Origin of the sequence: Niveispirillum sp. SYP-B3756, assembly GCF_009495745.1 — a bacterium.
Lineage (GTDB): Bacteria > Pseudomonadota > Alphaproteobacteria > Azospirillales > Azospirillaceae > Niveispirillum.
Window position 1 is genome coordinate 39,313 of the sequence record NZ_WIDQ01000011.1, and the last position, 16,685, is coordinate 55,997.

Annotated in this window: 16 protein-coding genes and 1 tRNA gene; 14 read left to right on the top strand and 3 right to left on the bottom strand. The window is 63.4% G+C overall.

Annotated features, from left to right (window positions below; translation table 11 throughout):
• The first annotated feature begins 114 nt into the window (after window positions 1-114).
• On the top strand, window positions 115-1,413 hold the full coding sequence (locus tag GE253_RS18580) for an O-acetylhomoserine aminocarboxypropyltransferase (protein ID WP_153205650.1): 1,299 nt from the start codon (window positions 115-117) through the stop codon (window positions 1,411-1,413).
• A gap of 42 nt (window positions 1,414-1,455) precedes the next feature.
• Here GE253_RS18580 and GE253_RS18585 read toward each other — a convergent pair whose 3' ends face one another.
• Window positions 1,456-1,974, bottom strand: a complete 519-nt coding sequence (locus tag GE253_RS18585; protein WP_348770899.1) for a manganese efflux pump MntP family protein — start codon at window positions 1,972-1,974, stop codon at window positions 1,456-1,458.
• Between the two features lie 332 nt (window positions 1,975-2,306).
• Window positions 2,307-2,624, bottom strand: a complete 318-nt coding sequence (cutA, locus tag GE253_RS18590) for a divalent-cation tolerance protein CutA (protein WP_153205652.1) — start codon at window positions 2,622-2,624, stop codon at window positions 2,307-2,309.
• A gap of 252 nt (window positions 2,625-2,876) precedes the next feature.
• Here cutA and GE253_RS18595 point away from each other — a divergent pair.
• Together GE253_RS18595 and GE253_RS18600 are read left to right on the top strand one after the other, a co-directional pair.
• Window positions 2,877-2,953: transfer RNA gene (locus GE253_RS18595), tRNA-Pro, on the top strand.
• A gap of 176 nt (window positions 2,954-3,129) precedes the next feature.
• Window positions 3,130-3,534 carry a hypothetical protein gene (locus tag GE253_RS18600; protein WP_153205653.1) on the top strand — a complete coding sequence of 135 codons (405 nt, stop codon included), beginning with the start codon at window positions 3,130-3,132 and terminating at the stop codon, window positions 3,532-3,534.
• A 34-nt stretch (window positions 3,535-3,568) separates the two neighbouring features.
• Here the strand turns inward: GE253_RS18600 and GE253_RS18605 are convergent, their stop codons facing one another.
• Entirely contained in the window at window positions 3,569-3,787 is a 219-nt protein-coding gene (locus tag GE253_RS18605; RefSeq protein WP_153205654.1) for a glycine zipper family protein, read from the bottom strand.
• A gap of 322 nt (window positions 3,788-4,109) precedes the next feature.
• Here GE253_RS18605 and rplM point away from each other — a divergent pair, with 322 nt between their 5' ends.
• From rplM to GE253_RS18660, 11 genes are all read left to right on the top strand, one after another.
• Complete coding sequence (gene rplM / locus GE253_RS18610; RefSeq protein ID WP_089287004.1) at window positions 4,110-4,574, top strand: 50S ribosomal protein L13; 465 nt, start codon at window positions 4,110-4,112, stop codon at window positions 4,572-4,574.
• 4 nt (window positions 4,575-4,578) lie between these two features.
• Window positions 4,579-5,064, top strand: a complete 486-nt coding sequence (rpsI, locus tag GE253_RS18615) for a 30S ribosomal protein S9 (protein WP_153205655.1) — start codon at window positions 4,579-4,581, stop codon at window positions 5,062-5,064.
• A 200-nt stretch (window positions 5,065-5,264) separates the two neighbouring features.
• Window positions 5,265-5,771 (top strand): helix-turn-helix domain-containing protein, encoded by a 507-nt coding sequence (locus GE253_RS18620; RefSeq protein ID WP_153205656.1) that lies wholly within the window; start codon window positions 5,265-5,267, stop codon window positions 5,769-5,771.
• Between the two features lie 303 nt (window positions 5,772-6,074).
• Window positions 6,075-6,398 carry a hypothetical protein gene (locus tag GE253_RS18625; RefSeq protein ID WP_153205657.1) on the top strand — a complete coding sequence of 108 codons (324 nt, stop codon included), beginning with the start codon at window positions 6,075-6,077 and terminating at the stop codon, window positions 6,396-6,398.
• Window positions 6,399-6,402: 4 nt separating this feature from the next.
• Entirely contained in the window at window positions 6,403-7,746 is a 1,344-nt protein-coding gene (gene tssK / locus GE253_RS18630) for a type VI secretion system baseplate subunit TssK (RefSeq protein ID WP_153205658.1), read from the top strand.
• Window positions 7,743-8,603: a DotU family type IV/VI secretion system protein gene (locus GE253_RS18635; protein WP_153205659.1), complete on the top strand. Its 861-nt coding sequence runs from the start codon at window positions 7,743-7,745 to the stop codon at window positions 8,601-8,603. Before tssK ends, GE253_RS18635 begins: the two co-directional genes overlap by 4 nt.
• The gene (locus GE253_RS18640; protein ID WP_153205660.1) at window positions 8,603-12,736 is read left to right on the top strand and encodes a type VI secretion system protein; all 4,134 of its coding nucleotides are present in this window, start codon (window positions 8,603-8,605) and stop codon (window positions 12,734-12,736) included. Before GE253_RS18635 ends, GE253_RS18640 begins: the two co-directional genes overlap by 1 nt.
• A complete protein-coding gene (gene tssA / locus GE253_RS18645) occupies window positions 12,736-13,860 on the top strand; it encodes a type VI secretion system protein TssA (RefSeq protein ID WP_153205661.1) in 1,125 nt (374 codons plus the stop codon). The genes GE253_RS18640 and tssA overlap by 1 nt, the downstream gene beginning before the upstream one ends.
• A 131-nt stretch (window positions 13,861-13,991) precedes the next feature.
• Window positions 13,992-14,495, top strand: coding sequence for a type VI secretion system contractile sheath small subunit (tssB, locus tag GE253_RS18650; RefSeq protein WP_153205662.1), 504 nt, complete (start codon window positions 13,992-13,994; stop codon window positions 14,493-14,495).
• A 78-nt stretch (window positions 14,496-14,573) separates the two neighbouring features.
• Entirely contained in the window at window positions 14,574-16,052 is a 1,479-nt protein-coding gene (gene tssC, locus GE253_RS18655; protein WP_089287013.1) for a type VI secretion system contractile sheath large subunit, read from the top strand.
• 86 nt (window positions 16,053-16,138) lie between these two features.
• Window positions 16,139-16,639 carry a type VI secretion system tube protein Hcp gene (locus GE253_RS18660; RefSeq protein ID WP_153205663.1) on the top strand — a complete coding sequence of 167 codons (501 nt, stop codon included), beginning with the start codon at window positions 16,139-16,141 and terminating at the stop codon, window positions 16,637-16,639.
• Window positions 16,640-16,685 lie beyond the last annotated feature (46 nt).

The following is a 16,685-nucleotide window of genomic DNA, read 5'->3' on the forward strand; positions in this document are numbered from 1 at the left end:
CCTGATCGATTCCATCTGTGCGCCGCGCCCTGGCGCAGCTATCTTTCCCAGTGACAAAGCGGGAAGCCGGTAAAACCGGACCCATCCACGGGGAACACCAACAGGAAACATCCTATGAGCGATCAATCTTCGCCCGCCCTGGGCTTCGAGACGCGGGCCATCCATGCCGGGGCCGCCCCGGATGAGGCGACCGGCGCCCGCGCCACCCCGATCTATCAGACCAGTTCCTTCGTCTTCGACGATGTGGAAGACGCGGCCGCCCTGTTCAATCTGCAAAAGGCCGGTTTCATCTATTCCCGCCTGACCAACCCGACGGTTTCCGTGCTGGAGGGCCGGTTGGCCGATCTGGAAGGCGGGGCAGGGGCAACCTGCACCGCATCCGGCCATTCGGCGCAGATGCTGGCCTTGTTCCCGCTGCTGACGCCGGGCGATGATTTTGTTGCCTCGCGCAAGCTCTATGGCGGCACGCTGAACCAGTTCGCCAACAGCTTCCCGCGTGCCTTTGGCTGGAAATGCAGCTTCGTCAGTGGTGACAGCCCGGATGATTACCGCCGCGCCATCACCCCCCGCACCAAGGCCATTTTCATCGAAAGCCTGGCCAATCCCGGCGGCATTGTCAGCGACATTGCCGCCATCGCCAAGGTGGCGGATGAAGCGGGCATCCCGCTGATCGTCGATAACACCCTGGCGACCCCCTATCTCTGCCGGCCCATCGAACATGGCGCCACGCTGGTGGTGCATTCCACCACCAAATTCCTGACCGGCAATGGCACCTCGGTCGGTGGTGTGGTGATTGATAGCGGCAAGTTCGACTGGTCGCAGGGTGGGCGTTTCCCGGCACTGACGGAGCCGGAACCCGGCTATCACGGCCTGCGGTTCGCGGAAACCTTCGGGCCGGCGGCCTTCACCGTCTATGGCCACGCGATCGGGCTGCGCGATCTGGGGCCGTCCATGGCGCCCTTGAACGCCTTCCTGGGCATTCTGGGTACGGAAACGCTGGCCCTGCGTATGGAACGGCACTGCGCCAATGCGTTGAAGGTGGCGGAATATCTGGCCGCCCATCCGGCGGTGGCCTGGGTGAACTATGCCGGCCTGCCGGACAGCCCCTATAAGGCGCTGGCGGACCGCTATCTGCCCAACGGGGCGGGGGCGATCTTCACCTTCGGGCTGAAGGGCGGCTATGAGGCCGGGGTGAAGCTGGTGGAATCGGTCAAGCTGTTCAGCCATCTGGCCAATATCGGCGATGCCAAATCGCTGATCATCCACCCGTCCAGCACCACCCACCGGCAATTGACGCCGGAAGGGCAGGTGGCCGCCGGGGCCGGGCCGGATGTCATCCGCCTGTCCATCGGACTGGAGAGTGTGAAGGACATTATCGCGGATCTGGAACAGGCTTTGGCCCAGGTCGGGTAAAATAAAATATGGCGGGGCGTGTCTGGCGCCCCGCCCACCCCCTTACCCCATTGTATGTTCAATCAGTATCTTGGCACCCAGGGCGACAAGCCCGACCCCGCCGATTCCCACCGCCCAGCGGCCGAACAGGGGGCCGACGGCGCGGCCCAGGAACACGCCGGCCGTTGACAGGCCGAAGGTAACAGCACCAATCACCAGGGCGCTGACAAAGACGGGGCTGTCGAACAGGGCCAACGGCACACCGACGGCCAGCGCATCGACGGAGGTGGCGAAACCGGCGACGAACAGGGCGGAGAAGGTCAGCTTCATGCCGGTCTCCTCGCCCTCATCCGCCTTCAACGCCTCCCAGACCATGCGGCCGCCGATCAGCAGCAGCAGGCCGAAGGCGATCCAGTGGTCTACTGCTTCAATGATGTCGGCGAAGGCCAGCCCCAGGGCAAAGCCGATCAGCGGCATTACCATCTGAAAGCCGCCGAAGACGGCGCCCACGGTCAGGGCGGCCCCCCAACTTGGGCGACGCAGGGCGGCACCCTTGCCAAGGGCGGCGGCAAAGGCATCCATGGCGAGGCTGAAGGCCAGCGCGACGGTGGTGGAGGCGATCACGATCAATATCCGGGGGCCTGGGGTGAAGCCGAGGCGCATTGCCACCCCCAGGCCACGTCAGGGGCGGATGCGCCATCGGTCTCGTCGAACGGTTCCGGCCAAGGAACCATCGTCCGCGCCACAGGTTCGGGCTGAATGATCGTGCCGAACCTGAGTCTGTTGACGCGGACACCGCCCGGCGGGGGCCAGGGCGGCGGACTACTCCCCAATTGCGAGCCCGGTATAGGGGCAGCTTGCAGTCAGGGTCAAGCCCTGATCCCGTACCTGCGTCATTGGCGACCGGCAGATGGTCAGTAACCGGCCCGCACCAGCCACTCTATATAAGGGGGGCTGCCGCCGCTGATCGGCAGTTCCAGGATACAGGGCAGTTCATAGGGGTGCAGGGCGCGGACGCGGTCACTGACCTGGACGGTGCGCCCGGCTGGGGCCTTGATCAGCAGCACGCATTCCTCCGCCTGCTCCACAGCCCCCTGCCAGCGATAAAGGCTTTCCATGCCCCCGAGGATATTGACGCAGGCGACCAGACCTTCCTCCACCAGCGCACGCCCGATCCGGCGCGCTGTCTCCCGGTCCGGGGTGGTGACGTAAATGAGGATCGCGTCGGTCATTGGCTGGTTCCGGCAGGGGAGGGGTGGGCAACTATTTTTACCCGAGGCGAGGTGAATTTCGCCGTCGTTGATGGGCGAAAAGCGCCGCCGGGGGTGGTTTGACCGGATAAAATCGAGATAAATGATTTAATATCAATGGCTTAAAAAAATATGCGTTTTTCAGTGATAGAAACGTTGCATCCTGGAAACTCGATGGATATAGTCCGCGCCCGAACGCCGGCTGGTCCAACCGACGGTGTTCGATCGAGAGGTCGGAGCGTGGCGCAGCCTGGTAGCGCACTAGACTGGGGGTCTAGGGGTCGCAGGTTCGAATCCTGTCGCTCCGACCATTCTCTCGCTTCACGGATGCCAGAAGCCCGTGAAGATATGCGAAAAGGCGCTTTCCAATCAGGAAAGCGCCTTTCGTGTTTTATGCCTTGCTGTAATTTTGCCTGCAACTTGGGCTTGACCCAAGGTGGTTGCTTGCACACCATGCCGCCCATTCCAATTCAGGGGATAGGGCACAATGGATGACAGGGATTGCCTGCTGCCGATGGCAGGTTGGACTCGCAATCAGGTTCAGGAAGATCCGGCAGCTCTGAGCAAGCTCGGGCCCCTGTTGAAGCTTCGTTTGCGGGTGGGAAATGCGCCTGATTTTGACGTTCTGGCTGTCCTCAGCACGGCTTCCCCTAACACACGGCTATGCCCGGCGCTGATGCGGCGCATTGTCAGCCAAGATCAGTTCCAGAATCAGTCCACGGGGATCTTGACCTTCCACAACGGGATGCAGGCACGCATCCCCCTTGTCAGTGATCCGACACTTTCCTCCCCGCATGAGGTTTCAATCGGGTTGGATCTGCTGCAGCAGATGCGTCTGGTGCTGGACTTCACCACCGGGAATTGGGAATTTCATATCCCCCGTGCCCGCTGATCAGCTGATCACCAGACGCGCCGCCCGCCCGCAATCAGGGCTTCTTCTTCATTTCATTCACCACGGCCCCAGCGCCGGCGCCGACCACGCCGCCGGCGACAGTGCTGCCGACGCTGCCACCCAGCAGGGCGCCCGCACCAGCGCCAATCAGCGCCCCGCTGGCGGCGCGCTGTTCCATATTATTGCCGCAGGCGGACAGCAGCAGCGAAGCGGTGATGACCGCCGCAGCGCCAAGCGCCATCTGGTTACGCATGGTGATCTCCAGTTCTGTTCAATACCGCGCCCACCTGCATAACGGCGCCGGTGCCTTCGGGTTCCCGCAGCTGGGGGGGTGGTGTCACGGGGCATTCATGCATTGGCAACATGGGTCCAGCAAACTGACGCTGCGTAAAGACGAAGAAAAATATCTATTGAATCAAGGGGTTTGTGGATGAGGTATTATAATACCTCTTCACAGTGCCTTGTCAGAACAGCATTTTTTGCTTGCGTCATGGGGCTATTGCCCGTAAACAACCCTCCGCTTCGGTGCCACCCCGGTGGGTGGCGCCTTCATCCGTATAAGCCCGAGTGCTCTGATGAAGACCTTTAACCTGAAGCCGTCCGAGATCGAGAAGAAGTGGATTCTCATCGATGCGGAAGGCGTAGTCCTGGGTCGTCTCGCCAGCCAGATCGCCATGATCCTGCGCGGCAAGACCAAGCCCACCTATACCCCGTTCCTGGATTGCGGTGACAATGTCATCGTGATCAATGCCGAGAAGGTCGTCCTGACCGGCAACAAGCGCAACGATGCCATGTTCTACTGGCACACTGGCTTCCCGGGCGGCATCAAGGGCCGTTCCGCTGGCCAGATTCTGGACGGCCGCTTCCCCGAGCGCGTCATCCTGAAGGCTGTTGAGCGCATGATCCCGCGCGGCCCGCTGGGTCGTCGCCAGATGACCAACCTGCGCGTCTATGCCGGTGCGGCCCACCCGCACGAGGCACAGTCGCCGGTCGTCCTGGACATCGCTGGCCTGAACGCCAAGAACAAGCGGAGCGCCTAATATTATGGCCACCATCAACAGCCTCGCTGATCTGAAGGCCGGCGCTGCCGCCGCCTCCGACGTTGCTGCCCCGGCCGCTCCGGCCGAGCCGAAGCTGGACGCGTTCGGTCGCGCCTATGCCACCGGCAAGCGCAAGAACGCCGTTGCCCGCGTGTGGGTGAAGCCGGGCACCGGCAAGATCACCGTAAATGGTCGTGAGCTGGCGGTTTATTTCGCCCGCCCCGTGCTGCGCATGATGATCAACCAGCCATTCCAGATCACCAACCGCGTCGAGCAGTTTGACATCGTTGCCACCGTCTCCGGTGGTGGTCTGTCGGGCCAGGCCGGTGCGCTGCGTCATGGCATCTCCAAGGCCCTGACCTATTTCGAGCCGGGCCTGCGTCCGCCGCTGAAGGCTGCTGGTCTGCTGACCCGCGATTCGCGCGTTGTCGAGCGTAAGAAGTACGGTAAGGCCAAGGCCCGCCGCAGCTTCCAGTTCTCCAAGCGCTAATCGCGTTTGGCCCCGGTTCGCCGGGTTTGTACGGAGAAAGGGCGCTCCCCACGTTTGGGGGCGCCCTTTTTTCTTTATCTTCATCCGCGAGGGGGTTTTCTCCACTCCCTGCCTCTTCCGCACAGAATTTGGCAAATGCGGTTCTAACGACCTGTGATTGTCTGCTATTGTCAGTGTCTCGATCAGGGGAGACGCTTGTCATGGCGGAGCATCGGAACGGCAATATCACGATTGTCGCCGGTCTGCCCGAGGCGACGGGCCCGGTGCCCGATACGCGACGGATGAGCCTGTCCAGCAAGCAGATGCTGGCCTTCCGCTTGCGCAAACAAGGCTGGAGCTACCGCCGGATTTCCGATGCCCTGAGCATCAGCTATCAGCAGGTGCTGGATTGGCTGGAGACGGAGGGGGTGCCACCCCCTGTCCCGGTCAGCATGACCCATGCCAGCCTGACTGTCAGGCTGGCCGCGGCCAACCAGCCCCACCCTGACATTCCCCCGCCTGCCATCCCAGCAGCCCCACCCGCGCCGGTGACGGCGGAACTGCTGGAGCGGCTGGACAGCATTGCCGCTGAACAACGCGCCCAGGCCATCGCCATTGCCGGCCTTGAAAGTCGATTGATTGATGTTGTGAAGGCGGAGGCAAAGTCATTGGGAAAGCGGATTGCCGACGCCATAAAAGGCGTGCGCAAGCCGCAGGACCGTGCCTGAGTGTTTGTAACATCTTTGCCTTATTGGCTTTTCCCCCTTGCGCAGTGAACCCATACTTTTGGTCATAGTCATAATCTGTGGCGCAAAGGGATGTGGACGTAGTAGTCTATATGGTGGCAAAATGGTTAACGCATAAATGATAATGTCATTGCTGGGGGGCGTGTGAATCTGTTTACTGACAAAAGACATGGATTTTTGCGCCCGCTATTTTTGGCGGTTCCATGTTTATTGTCAGGCTGTGGTTCTGATCTACCACATATAGAGACGCGTCGGATTGAGGTCAGTGCCGCACCGGAAGCCAATATGGACTCACCGGTCGCGGTTGATCTGGTTTTTGTCATGGATGCGGATGCCCTGCAAGGGGTTGCCAACCTTTCCGCCAGCCAGTGGTTCAAGGACAAGGGACAATTGTTGTTGGCCTATCCCACCGGCCTGCGCGTCCGCTCTTTTGAGCTGGTGCCGCGCCGGTCGCTGGCCTACCCGCTGGCCTCGGCGGATGAGGGGGTGGCGGCGCTGGTCTTCGCCCATTACCCCACGCCCGGCACCCATCGCGCCCGGGTGGATCGTTTGAAAAGCGTCAATGTACGCCTGGGGCGCAATGCCTTCACCATAGAGCCGGGACAATAGGAAGATGGCTGGCGAGAACGGCAAGATCATCGTGGCTCCGCCTGTTCCCGATCCGGTGCAGTGGCATGAGGGGATGCTGCTGCAGCCCCACCATTTCCAGCAATCCTGGCTGCGTCAGGATGCCTTGCTCCAGTTCCATCTGTCCCGAATCGCCCCTTTTGCCCATGGGGTGGTAAGGATGGAGCTGGATCGCGGGGCCTTATCGGCGGGGCGTCTGCGCCTGCTGGTGGTGGAGGCAGTGCTGCCCGATGGGCTGCTGATCCGGCATGATGGTGGCGATGATCGGCTGGAAATGGACTTGCCGCCCTTGAAGGACCGGCTGTCCAGCCCGCAGCGGGTGCATCTGGTGCTGCCGAAATACCAGCCCGGTTCGGCCCGGCCCGATGATGATCTGGCCCGCTGGCGCTCCCGCCCTGGGGAGAGCGCAGTGGATGAAAATACCGGTGGCCATGCCGAACCGATTCCGCGGCTGCGCCCGGCCCTACGCCTGCGGCTGGAGGATGACCTACCCCCTGGCATGGTGTCGCTGCCCCTGCTGGAGATTGAGTTTAAGAATCAGACCTTCCAGCTGACGGATTATGAGGCGCCCAGCGCCGTGCTGTTGCCGACCAGCGCCCTGTTCCGGGAGGGGCGGGCGCTGGTCGGCAAGCTGCGGGAAAAGGCCAGCTATGTGGCGGAAGCCCAGGGCGGGGAGCTGGATCGGGCAGAGGCCCGCCAGACCGTTCTCTGTCTGGTGGCGGGTCTGCCCCTGCTGGAGGGGTTGTTGGGCCTGCCGGCCCTGCACCCGTTTGAGCTGTACAAGGCCCTGCTGAATGTCATGGGCCATGTCTCCATCTTGCGTTCCAGCCTGGTGCCGCCGCTGACCGAACCTTATGACCATCTGGACCCGCGCGGCTGCATCGGCCGGCTGCTGGCGGCGGTCGATCTGGTGCTGGACCATGTCGCCCAGGCCTTTGCCGCCATGACGTTCGAGCCGGTGCAGCATGGTTTCCGTCACCGGATTGAGGAAAGTTGGCTGACCGGCGAGTTGATCGTCGGTCTGCGGCTGAAGCCGGGCCAGAAGGCTGACGATGCCGCCGACTGGATGGAGGCGGCACTGATCGCCACGGAAAAACGGCTGGATGAGCTGGGCGTCTATCGCCTGCGCGGGGCCAGCCGTCGAGGCTTGTCGGCGGAGGAGGCGAGCGCCTTCGCTGCCAGCCGCGATGTCATGCTTTATGCCGTCGCCTGCGATGATTTTGTCGCCGCTGGTGAGCCCCTTTTCATCGTCAATCCGCTGGATCGCGCCGGGCTGCGGCGGCCGGCTGATATTCTGCTGTTCATCCCCAACGGGGCGGGGACACGATGAACCGCATGATGCTGAACCGGACCGAGGAGAGGCGGCCACCCCCGACGGGCGGCCCCACCCTGTTGGACCAGTTCCGCATCTTCCATGCTGAATTGTCTGGTGTGCGCGACGCTCTGGCGCTGAGTGACCGGCTGGCCGGGGAAGGCCAGCCGGGGCCGCCGCCGGCCGATCTGGCGGTGCGCATCAATCGCCGCCTGCATCGGGTGCTGGATGGGCAGGCCGCGGCCGCCCAGCGCGGTGGCGGCGGTTTTGCCGCTATGCATTACCGCGAGGCGCAATATCTGATGGCCGCCCTGGCCGATGAGATCCTGCTGCAGGAGAAAGAGTGGCAGGGGCGGGAATATTGGATGGATAATCTGCTGGAACTGTCCCTGTTCGGCAGCCGCGTGGCGGGCGAACGGGTGTTCCAGAATCTGGATCGCCTGCTGGCCGACCCGATGCCTGATCAGGAGATGCTGGCGCTTTATCTCTGCGTTCTGTCGCTGGGTTTCCGGGGGCGGTATTGGCGCCCGCAAGATAACCAGCAGCTGCGCCATTATCGGGCGGTGCTGTCTGAAAGGCTGGAAGATATGCGGGGGGAGGGGCGCCGGCAGGAACCCGCCACATTGCCCCGGCTCTGCGCCACCGCCTATACGGCCACGGTGGCGCGGGATGTAGCGGTGAAGCTGCCGCATCTGCGCCCCTATATTGTCGGCTTCGCGGTGCTGCTGGCACTTTATACGTTGCTGGCGCATGGCCTGTGGATGGAACGGACGGCCCGGCTGGATGCGCTGACGGTGCCGGAGCCCGTGGCCCAACCGGTCAATGCCCCCCCCGCTCAGGCAGTCTCCCCCAGCCCGACAGCGGGGGCGCACTGATGGCGGACTGGTTGATCGCACATGCGGGCTGGGTGGCGGCGGGCCTGTTGCTGGTGGCCTTGCTGGTGCTGGCACTGATGCTGCTGGTCCTGCAACGCAACCTGCGCGAGGCCCGGCGGCTGGCCCAGCTGCAGCCTTTGCTGGAGCCGGGGGCGGTTGACGGGACGCTGGTCAATGGCGGATCGGCCCAGCCCACCATGCTGGCCTTCCGCACCAGCTTGAAGCGTCTGGCGGATCAGGCGGGGGTGCGCTCCCCCTACACCTTGCCCTGGGTACTGCTGCTGGGGGACCGGGGGGCGGGGAAGACGACGTTGGCTCGTGCTGCCACCTTGCCCCGACTGTTGCCGGAAAGCGATACCCCGGCCGGGGAAGATGCCACGCTGCATTGCTATGAAAATGGCATCCTGATTGATGCGGCCGGCCGCGCAGCCCTCAGCCCCGATGGCCGGCCGGCGGTCAATGATCAATGGCGCCGGCTGATGCGCGCCCTGCAATGGTACCGGCCGCAGCGCGGGCTGGACGGGGTGATCCTGGCCATTTCCGCCACCGACCTGATGGGGGCGCAGGCTCTGGGCACGGAAATGCTGGCCATCAAGGGTGACGCCTTCCAGGCCCAGCTATGGGATCTGCAGCGCCGGGTGGGGCTGCGCCTGCCGGTCTATGTTGTGGTCACCCAGTGCGACCATATTCCGGGTTTCGCCGCCTTTTGGCAGGCGGCACCGGCGGGCGGCAGCGGCACCATGCTGGGCTGGGCCACCCCGCGTGCCACCGACCATATGTTCGATGCCGCCGATGTTGATCAGGCCATCGTCGATGTCTCGGCCGCCCTGTGGAACCATTATGTCGAAGCGGCGGCCGGCCTGGACAATCCCGCCGATCCCGATGGCATGTTCCGGTTCCCCGGAGAGTTCCCGGTTCTGGCCGCCCCGCTGAAGACCTTTCTGTCCCGGGCTCTGCGGGCGGCAGCTTTCCAGGAAACCCATTTCCTGCGGGGCATCTGGTTCACCGGGGCGTCTGAGCCTTTGGAAGCGGGTGACCTGTTGGCGGTGCCGGCGGCAGGGGCCAGCCCGCTTTCTACCGCCTTGACGGCGCTGCGGCCGGGTACGCCCGGTCTGGTCACGACGGGTGGTGGCCATGCTGCCATCGCCAGTGCTGCCCCCCGCCTGCTGTTCGTCACCGATCTGCTGGCTGAAAAGGTATTTGCGGAGAAAGGCTTGGCCCAGCCGGCCCGTACCGGTTTGGTCGCCCGGACCCGCACCAGCCTGATCGCCCAGTCGGCCTTGGTCGGCACAACCCTGGTTCTGGCGGTGGGGCTGTTCATCGCCGACCAGTGGCTGCAACGCACCGTGGCAGAGGTGGAGCCGCCTTTGGCCCTGATCCGCCAGGAACTGGCCCGTCAGGCACATGGGGGTGATAATGGCTTCCGCAGCGATGCCGCACACCGCCTGTTGACCGATTTTGAGGCCATCGGCCGTTCCTGGCTGATCTTCCCCTTCATCCCATCTTCCTGGGATGGCCGCACCGATGCCGCCGTCTCCCGCAGCTTCGGCCAGGGGCTGGACCATCTGGTGCTGAAGGCGCTGCGGGCGGAGCTGGAGCGGCGCTACACCCTGCTGCGTGATGTGCCGCCCATCGCCTCCCTGTCGGAGAATAATAACCACCATCTGGCGGGCGCGCCGGATGTGGAAGCGATGGCGGCCTATCTGCGCAAGGTAGAGGGGCTGGACCGGCTGGCGGCGGAATATGCCACCGCCAACAAAGGGTCGCTGGAAAAGCTGGCCGACCTGTCCAACAGCCTGTTCGGCACCCGGCTGGATGGCAATTTCGCGCATAATGCCGGCCTTTACCTGCGCGGCCTGCATCAGGTGCGTATCCCGCCGCTGTCGCCCGACCATGCCCGGCAGGTGAAATCCACCCTGGGCGTGTTGGCGGAGGGGGTGACCCGCCGCATCGGTTCGGAAGGTGACATTGTTGGGCGCGTGCGCCGGTTGGCCGAGGCGGTGGCCGATATCAGGCAGCCGCGCAAAGGCCAGGATATCGGCCAACGGATGCAGGATCTGGCCGCAAGCCTGGTGGATGTGCGGCGGATGCTGGACGATCCGGGCCTGCTCTGGCTGGCCAGCGACGATATCACCACAACTCCCGCCATTGCCGATCTGATGGCCATGATGGCCACGGCTTCCGTGGGGGCGGAGGGGCGCAGCCAGTTTGCCGCCAGCATCCGGGATGCCCATAAGGCCCTGGTAAGACAGTTGCTGGAATTTTCCGATGGGGATGGCGAACGCATCCTGGTGCGCTCCGGCACTGGGGCCGGCTTCCGCCTCAATGATCATCTCCATGCCCTGTCGGATCATTTCCAGCCTGCCCTGAACCGGCCCTTCATGCGGGAACATCCGCGTGTATCGCTGTCCATGCCGCCGGCGGCCGGGTCGGGACAGGTGATGAGCTGGGATCCGCTGGCCCTGGCGGAGGTGCTGAAGACCTATCGCAGCTATGAGGAGTTTCGCGCCGTCGACCTGCCGCGCATTCCCGCCGATTTCCAGAGTGCGGTGGACCGGATGGGGCGGCAGCGTCTGGAAGACAGTCTGCGCAACCATCTGGTGACTGCCCAGAAGATCGACCGCAGCAGCGACCGGTTCCAGGATTTCGGGGAATCCGCCCTGACGGCGGAGGTGACCGATCTGCGCCAGGTCTCTGAACAGCTGATCGCCATCCTGTCCGTCCTGTCACAAAACCGGCTGGATGATCTGCATGACGAGCTGCGCCGGGTCATGCGCGCCCATGCCGGTGGCCTGCTGACGGAACTGGACGAACTGACCACCATGGAGAGCTTTTACGAGCCGGTGGACGGGTTCGCCAACTGGGATGGGCATGGCAGCGCGGCGGAGGCTGGTTTTTATGCCGCCGACGATGTGGCCATGGCCCAATATCTGGACAATATGCGCGGCCGGCTGGAGCATCTCTGGAACAATCTGGCGGCCCCGCTGGTGGATATGATCAGCCGGAATGAGCTGGGCAGCGGCTGGCAGGACGGGGCGACCCTGTTCTATTGGCAATCCGTCGGCCAGGGGCTGCAGCGTTATGCCGCCAAGGCGCCGGGCAACAGCCTGACAAACCTGGAAAGCCTGCTGCGCGTGGATTTGCCCAGGCTGCGGCTGGACGAATGTGAAGAGAAACTGGCCAGCGGTGGCAGCAGCGGTCCGGGTGACTTCTTCCAGCAGCGGGCTTCCGCGATCCGCGCGGCGCTGCTGGACCGCTGCCGCACCTTGCAGGGGCAGTCGGTGAACACCGATTATGCCGGGCTGGCGGAGATGTTCAACCGCACCCTGGCTGGCCATTACCCCTTTGTCACCGGCAGTGAGCGGCTGGATGATGATCTGCCGGAAGCCGATCCGGACGATGTTGTGCGCTTCCTGCGCGATTACGCCGCCAATGGGGAGCGTCTGCGCAAGGCGATGGCCAACCGGGCGCAGCGCGACCGGCAATTGGCGCCGGTGGTGGAGTTTCTGGCCCAGATGGATCAGGTGCAAGCCTTCCTGGCCCCCCTGGTGCCGACGCTGGAGGGGGCGGGCACCTACAAGGTGGCGGCGGAATTCCGCGTCAACCGCCCGCGGGAGGTGGAGGCCAACCAGATCATTGAATGGGCCCTGCGCATCGGCGTGCAGGAGCTGCAAGCCGGTGACGAGGCCGGCAGCATCGGCTGGCGTCCCGGCGATCCGGTCAGCCTGCGCCTGCGCTGGGCCCGCGATGGATCGGTGCTGCCGCAACCGGCGGGCGACCAGCCCTATGTCGATGGGCTGACGGCGACCTTTGCCTATGAGGGGCGGTGGGCGCTGCTGCGTCTGCTGCAAAGCCACCGGGCCAGTTTCCAGGATTTTGGCCAGGGCGGCGACCGCCAGCCGCATACGTTGCGCTTCGATGTGCCGACGGCACCCATGGTGGTGCGTGATCTGCCGGGCGGGCCGCGACCCGGCCAGCCGACGGGGGAGGCGCGGATATTCGTCCGCGTGGCACTCAGTTCCGATGCGCCGGCAGCGGAACCTGGCAAACCGGCGGTGCGCCGCCGGCAGGTGCTGCCAACCTTTCCGGCCAAGGCGCCGACGCCGGCCGGCATTCAAGGGGGGGATATGTGATGGTCAGCATCCGCGATGCCAACAGCCTGCTGGATATGGATGCGCTGCTGGCCCCCATTCCCGGTGGCGACCCCAGCGGGGAGGATATCCGCTATGGCGGTGAATATGACCTGATCAAGGAAGCCCGGCGGGAGGAGATTGATCTGCCGCAGGGTGTTTGGAAGGCCGACCGCAAGCGGGCCGACTGGGCGGAGGTGATCCGCCTTGCCAGTGCCGTGCTGGCCGACCGTTCCAAGGATCTGCAGGTGGCGGCCTGGCTGTGTGAGGGGCTGCTGGCCCGCCATGGGGTGCCGGGGCTGATCGCCGGCCTGCTGCTGCCGGCCCATCTGCTGAATGGTTTTGGCCTAGATTGCCATCCCCGACCGGATGAGGATGGCGACCTTTCCCGCCGCGCCCTGATTTTTGAGTGGCTGAATGAACGGCTGGTCGTGCTGCTGCTGACCCTGCAGGTGACCAATCCGCCGGCCGACCGGGAGATGGGGCTGACTTTCGGCGATTTCCTCAACAGCCAGCGCCTGCAGACCCTGGCAGGGCGGGAGAGCCGGCCGCCGCCGCGTGGCGGACAACTGCCGGTGACGCTCCAGCTGTTCAACGCTACAGCACGCGCCACGCCCGCCAGCTTTTACCGGGAGCTTTATCAGGGGCTGATGGCGGCGCTGGCAGCATTGGATCAGCTGAAAACCGCCTTGAATGGGGCCTTGGGCGATCAGGCGCCCTCCCTGCATGACCTGTCACAACGGCTGCATGAAATGGCGCAATGGGTGCTGGTCACCCTGCGTGAACGGGGGGAGGAACCGGCCATGCTGGAGGTGCTGGAACCCGATCCGATACCCACGGAGGCGCTGACCATGGAGGATGGGGAGGAACGGGCGGAGCCGGCGGCTGCCACCGCCGCCTTGTCACCGGCCAGGGGCATTGCCAATCGGCGCGATGCCTATCGCCAATTATCGGAGATTGCGGATTTTCTGGCCAAGACAGAGCCGCACAGCCCCACCCCCTATCTGCTGCACCGCATCGTGCAATGGCGCGACCTGCCCCTGCCGGCTCTGCTTCTGGAACTCAGCCGGGGCCGCCGCGATGTCGCCGCCATTTTTGAGCTTCTCGGCCTACCCGAAGAAGGGTAAAGCCGGGCGGAAATGGCATACGATTGCGTACGCCATATGATAATGTAATTTTTGGTTGTTATGGTTCAGTCATCTCCCTGAAAGTCGCGGGCGCGGTGTCAACCCGGCCCCTCAACGGAAGGAGCAAATAAATGGCCGATAGTACACAGCAGAAGCTCAGCCGGGTTCGCCCGCCGCGCGTCCAGATTACCTACGATGTTGAAAATGGCGGTGCGATCGAGAAGAAGGAATTGCCCTTCATTGTCGGCGTTATGGCCGATCTGTCGGGCAAGCCGGCCACGCCGCTGCCGCCGGTAAAGGATCGTAAATTCGTCGAAATCGACCGTGATAACTTCAACGAAGTGCTGTCGGCTGCGACGCCGCGTCTGGCGCTGCGCGTGCCGAACAAGCTGGTGAAGGACAGCGACGAACAGCTGGCGGTGGAGCTGACCTTCTCCCATCTGGATGATTTCTCCCCGGTGGAGGTGATGGGGCAGGTGCCGGCACTGAAGGCGCTGCTGGATGCCCGCAAGCGTCTGCGCGACCTGCTGACCAAGCTGGATGGTAATGATGAGCTGGACAGCCTGCTGAACCAAGTGGTCCGCAACACTGAGGACCAATCCACCTTGAAGAAGCAGCTGGGCAGTGCCGGTTAAGGCTTCCCCAGTCCCCCCCAAAAAAACGCCATAAGGTGCCCGATCCGGCACCCGACCCATTCTCCGTGAGGCTTAAAAATGGCTGAGACTGAGGAAAACGCGGCTGTTGCCGAGACCGCGTCGGTAACCCTGCTCGACAAGATCATCGTGGAAGGCAAGCTGGCCCGCGATGAAAGCCAGCGCGGCTTTGCCCGCGATCTGGTGGCGGAATTCGTTAATTCCGTGCTGGCCGAGGGTGGCAGCGTCGGCAATGATGTCGTTGCCATGATTAATGACAAGATCGCCCAGATCGACGATCTTCTCTCCGATCAGCTGAACGAAATCCTGCATCATGAGGAATTCCAGAAGCTGGAAGCCGCCTGGCGCGGGCTGGGCTATCTGGTGTTCAACACCGAAACCGGTACCAAGCTGAAGCTGCGCCTGCTGAATATCAGCAAGGCCGACCTGCTGAAGGATCTGGAAAAGGCGGTGGAGTTCGACCAGTCCGCCCTGTTCAAGAAGATCTATGAAGAAGAATATGGCACGTTTGGCGGCCAGCCCTATTCCATGCTGGTGGGTGATTATGAATTCGGCCGCCATCCGGCCGATACCAAGCTGCTGGAGCTGATCTCCAACGTGGCGGCGGCGGCCCATGCGCCGTTCATCGCCGGGGCCAGCCCGCGCCTGTTCGATATGGACAGCTTTACCGAGCTGGGGGTGCCGCGCGACCTGTCGAAGATTTTCGAGAGCCTGGAACTGGTGAAGTGGCGGTCCTTCCGCAACAGCGAAGACAGCCGCTATGTCTCCCTGGTGCTGCCGCACATGCTGCTGCGCCTGCCCTATGGCCCCAATACGGTGCCGGTGGAAGGGGTTGATTTTGTGGAGGATACGGACGGCCGCGACCACAAGAAATATCTGTGGGGCAATGCCGCCTACGCCCTGGCCCAGCGCATTACCGATGCCTATGCCAAATATGGCTGGACGGCGGCCATCCGCGGCGTGGAAGGCGGTGGCAAGGTTGATGGCCTGCCGACCCACACGTTCCGCACCGATGAAGGCGATGTTGCGCTGAAATGCCCGACGGAGATCGCCATCACCGACCGGCGGGAGAAGGAGCTGAATGACCTGGGCTTCATCTCCCTGGTCCATTGCAAGGGCACGGATTACGCGGCCTTCTTTGGCGGGCAGACCGCCAACAAGCCGCGCCAGTACAATACCGACAGTGCCAATGCCAACAGCCGCATCTCGGCGATGCTGCCCTATGTGCTGAACGCCTCGCGCTTTGCCCACTATATCAAGGTGATCATGCGCGACAAGATCGGCAGCTTCATGACCAAGGAGGAGGTACAGGGCTTCCTCAATACCTGGATCATGGATTATGTGCTGGGCAAGGATGATGCCGGGCATGAGCTGAAGGCGAAATACCCGCTGCGTGAAGCCCGTGTCGATGTTTACGACGTGCCGGGCAAGCCCGGCTGCTATCGCGCCACCGTGTTCCTGCGCCCGCATTTCCAGCTGGAGGAACTGACCGCTTCCATCCGCCTGGTGGCGGAACTGCCGGCGGCCCCGGCGGCCTGATCCTGGCAATCCCCCGGCCGCCGATCCCGGTGGCCGGGCCTTCGCTTTCCTGATCGCAGAACGATCTTTCCAGACGGAGAATTGCCATGGCCGGCAATATGTTCCTGAAGCTCACCACCCCGGATATCAAGGGTGAGACGACCGACAGCACGCACAAGGAAGAAATCCAGGTTCTGTCCTGGAGCCATTCCTTCAACCAGCCCACCCCGCCGACCCGCAGCAGTGCCGGCGGCGGCACGGTGGAGCAGGCCAACCATTCCGATTTCAGCTTCACCAAATATATCGACGCTTCCAGCGACGATCTCTTGAAAATGTGCTGGAGCGGCAAACACATCGCCAAGGGTGTGTTCTGCGCCTACCGCGCCAATGGTGATAACAAGCCGGTGAAATATCTGGAAATCACCATGGAGAGGATCATTGTCTCCAACATCTCCATCGGCGGCGGCACGGGTGATATCCCCACTGAAACCATCACGCTCAGCTATGCCATCGTCGAATATAAATACATCCCGCAGAAGGAAGATGACGGCACGGGTGAAGGGGCCCAGCCGGTCAAGCATGACCTGATCAAGCAGGAAGTGTCGTAACGCGAAGCAGGCCGGCGGCGGGCGATGTCCGCCCGCTGCCGGCCCC

Excerpts from the sequence above, each read along its gene's own strand:
- GE253_RS18580 (WP_153205650.1), top strand. The coding sequence starts at position 115 with ATGAGCGATCAATCTTCGCCCGCCCTGGGCTTCGAGACGCGGGCCATC.
- GE253_RS18585 (WP_348770899.1), bottom strand. The coding sequence starts at position 1,974 with ATGGATGCCTTTGCCGCCGCCCTTGGCAAGGGTGCCGCCCTGCGTCGC.
- cutA (WP_153205652.1), bottom strand. The coding sequence starts at position 2,624 with ATGACCGACGCGATCCTCATTTACGTCACCACCCCGGACCGGGAGACA.
- GE253_RS18600 (WP_153205653.1), top strand. The coding sequence starts at position 3,130 with ATGGATGACAGGGATTGCCTGCTGCCGATGGCAGGTTGGACTCGCAAT.
- GE253_RS18605 (WP_153205654.1), bottom strand. The coding sequence starts at position 3,787 with ATGCGTAACCAGATGGCGCTTGGCGCTGCGGCGGTCATCACCGCTTCG.
- rplM (WP_089287004.1), top strand. The coding sequence starts at position 4,110 with ATGAAGACCTTTAACCTGAAGCCGTCCGAGATCGAGAAGAAGTGGATT.
- rpsI (WP_153205655.1), top strand. The coding sequence starts at position 4,579 with ATGGCCACCATCAACAGCCTCGCTGATCTGAAGGCCGGCGCTGCCGCC.
- GE253_RS18620 (WP_153205656.1), top strand. The coding sequence starts at position 5,265 with ATGGCGGAGCATCGGAACGGCAATATCACGATTGTCGCCGGTCTGCCC.
- GE253_RS18625 (WP_153205657.1), top strand. The coding sequence starts at position 6,075 with ATGGACTCACCGGTCGCGGTTGATCTGGTTTTTGTCATGGATGCGGAT.
- tssK (WP_153205658.1), top strand. The coding sequence starts at position 6,403 with ATGGCTGGCGAGAACGGCAAGATCATCGTGGCTCCGCCTGTTCCCGAT.
- GE253_RS18635 (WP_153205659.1), top strand. The coding sequence starts at position 7,743 with ATGAACCGCATGATGCTGAACCGGACCGAGGAGAGGCGGCCACCCCCG.
- GE253_RS18640 (WP_153205660.1), top strand. The coding sequence starts at position 8,603 with ATGGCGGACTGGTTGATCGCACATGCGGGCTGGGTGGCGGCGGGCCTG.
- tssA (WP_153205661.1), top strand. The coding sequence starts at position 12,736 with ATGGTCAGCATCCGCGATGCCAACAGCCTGCTGGATATGGATGCGCTG.
- tssB (WP_153205662.1), top strand. The coding sequence starts at position 13,992 with ATGGCCGATAGTACACAGCAGAAGCTCAGCCGGGTTCGCCCGCCGCGC.
- tssC (WP_089287013.1), top strand. The coding sequence starts at position 14,574 with ATGGCTGAGACTGAGGAAAACGCGGCTGTTGCCGAGACCGCGTCGGTA.
- GE253_RS18660 (WP_153205663.1), top strand. The coding sequence starts at position 16,139 with ATGGCCGGCAATATGTTCCTGAAGCTCACCACCCCGGATATCAAGGGT.